Below are 1,605 nucleotides of genomic sequence, written 5' to 3' on the forward strand. Positions count from 1 at the left end.
AAATATAAGGCTGTTTTTAATGGTTGTTAATAACGCGATTATCAATATTACAAATTTGCGACTTCGAACTTATATTGGGTTCAATCCTGAGGAACAGGAAAAGCAACAAGATATTATTATTAATGTGGAAGTACATTATCCTGCAAATAAACTGTGCCTGGAAGATAGTGTTGAAGATGCCTTGAACTATAAACACATTGCAAAAAGCATTATTAAGCATGTTGAGGATGGTCGCTTTCTATTATTGGAAAAACTGGTGTCAGACGTGTTGGGTCTTTGCAGTGAGCACTCTTGGGTGAGCTATGCGAAAGTACGAATTGATAAACCTCACGCGCTACGTTTTGCTGATTCAGTTTCTCTCAGTCTCGAATATAGGAAGCCGGAGTAGTGTTTTATGAGTAAGTCACCTGTTTTGATCACTGGTGTAGGCAGGCGCATTGGCTTGGCGCTGGCGCTTGATTGTTTGGCCAAAGGGTATCATGTGATCGGTACCTATCGAACTAGCTACCCGGAATTGGTGAAGCTGAAGGATATGGGAGCTGAGTTATATCAGTGTGACTTTCAATACCCTGAGCAGGTGAGTCAGTTGATTGATGCAGTAAGTGCAAAACATACATCGTTAAGAGCAATTATCCATAATGCCTCTGATTGGTTGCCCGATAGCAAAAATCGGGAAGATGATTTAAGCACTATCCAACAAATGATGAATGTGCATGTCAATATTCCTTATCACTTGAATCTGGCACTTGAGCCCTTGCTCAGGGCCTACCCGGATGGCATTGCCGATATCATTCATATTACCGACTATGTTGCAGCTACCGGAAGTAAAAAACATATTGCTTACGCGGCAAGTAAGGCTGCTGCCGAGAATCTCGTCTTGTCTTATGCTGCAAAACTAGCACCAGAGGTGACTGTTAATTCAATCGCGCCGGCGCTAATTATATTTAATGCGCAAGATACACAAGCCTATAAAGAAAAGGCGCTTAGCAAATCTGTTATGGCGAGGGAAGGGGGCGTTCAAGAAATCCTACGCGCAATTCACTACTTGCTGCAAAGTGAGTACATGACAGGCCGAAGTATAGAACTCGATGGTGGGCGGCATTTAAAATAAAGCGTGGCCTGTTCAAAAATAATTCAATTGCCCCCTTTTATTAGATAAAAACGTCCTTATATCTTTGTGCAATCAAACATTGTTTTGATCAAAACTTATTAATCTTACGAATTTACAGGAATCACTATGTCGGATTTAGATTTATCCACAAATGAGGCGAAAGCATCATATGGTGTTGGTCTTCAAATGGGCCAACAATTAGCTAACGTCTTTAACGGACTGTCATTAGAAGCTGCTATTGCTGGCATCAATGACGCATTTTCTGGCAAGGGGCCACAGATTCCTGGCGAAGAAATTAATGCGGCGTTTCAAGTGATTCAGACTCAGGTTGAAGCAGAGAAGCAAGAGCAAGCTAAGAAGTTTGCGGGTGAAGGTGAAGCTTTCTTGGCAGAGAATGCTAAGCGTGATGAAGTGACGGTTCTAGAGTCCGGTCTTCAGTACGAAGTAATCACTGCCGGTGAAGGTGATATACCAACAGCTGAAAGTGTTGTAAG

Annotated in this window: 3 protein-coding genes; all 3 read left to right on the forward strand. The window is 42.1% G+C overall.

Annotated elements, in window-relative coordinates:
* Window positions 1-19 precede the first annotated feature (19 nt).
* Window positions 20-388 (forward strand): dihydroneopterin triphosphate 2'-epimerase, encoded by a 369-nt coding sequence (gene folX, locus A3761_RS20620; RefSeq protein WP_068514588.1) that lies wholly within the window; start codon window positions 20-22, stop codon window positions 386-388.
* Between the two features lie 6 nt (window positions 389-394).
* The gene (folM, locus tag A3761_RS20625; protein ID WP_068514591.1) at window positions 395-1,111 is read left to right on the forward strand and encodes a dihydromonapterin reductase; all 717 of its coding nucleotides are present in this window, start codon (window positions 395-397) and stop codon (window positions 1,109-1,111) included.
* A 126-nt stretch (window positions 1,112-1,237) separates the two neighbouring features.
* A partial coding sequence (locus A3761_RS20630; protein ID WP_304439633.1) for an FKBP-type peptidyl-prolyl cis-trans isomerase N-terminal domain-containing protein occupies window positions 1,238-1,605 on the forward strand: 368 nt, incomplete at its 3' end.

Source organism: Oleiphilus sp. HI0123, from assembly GCF_001635315.1.

Bases quoted from the DNA above. Each gene is read 5' to 3' on its own strand.
- folX (WP_068514588.1), top strand. From the start codon at position 20: ATGGTTGTTAATAACGCGATTATCAATATTACAAATTTGCGACTTCGA.
- folM (WP_068514591.1), top strand. From the start codon at position 395: ATGAGTAAGTCACCTGTTTTGATCACTGGTGTAGGCAGGCGCATTGGC.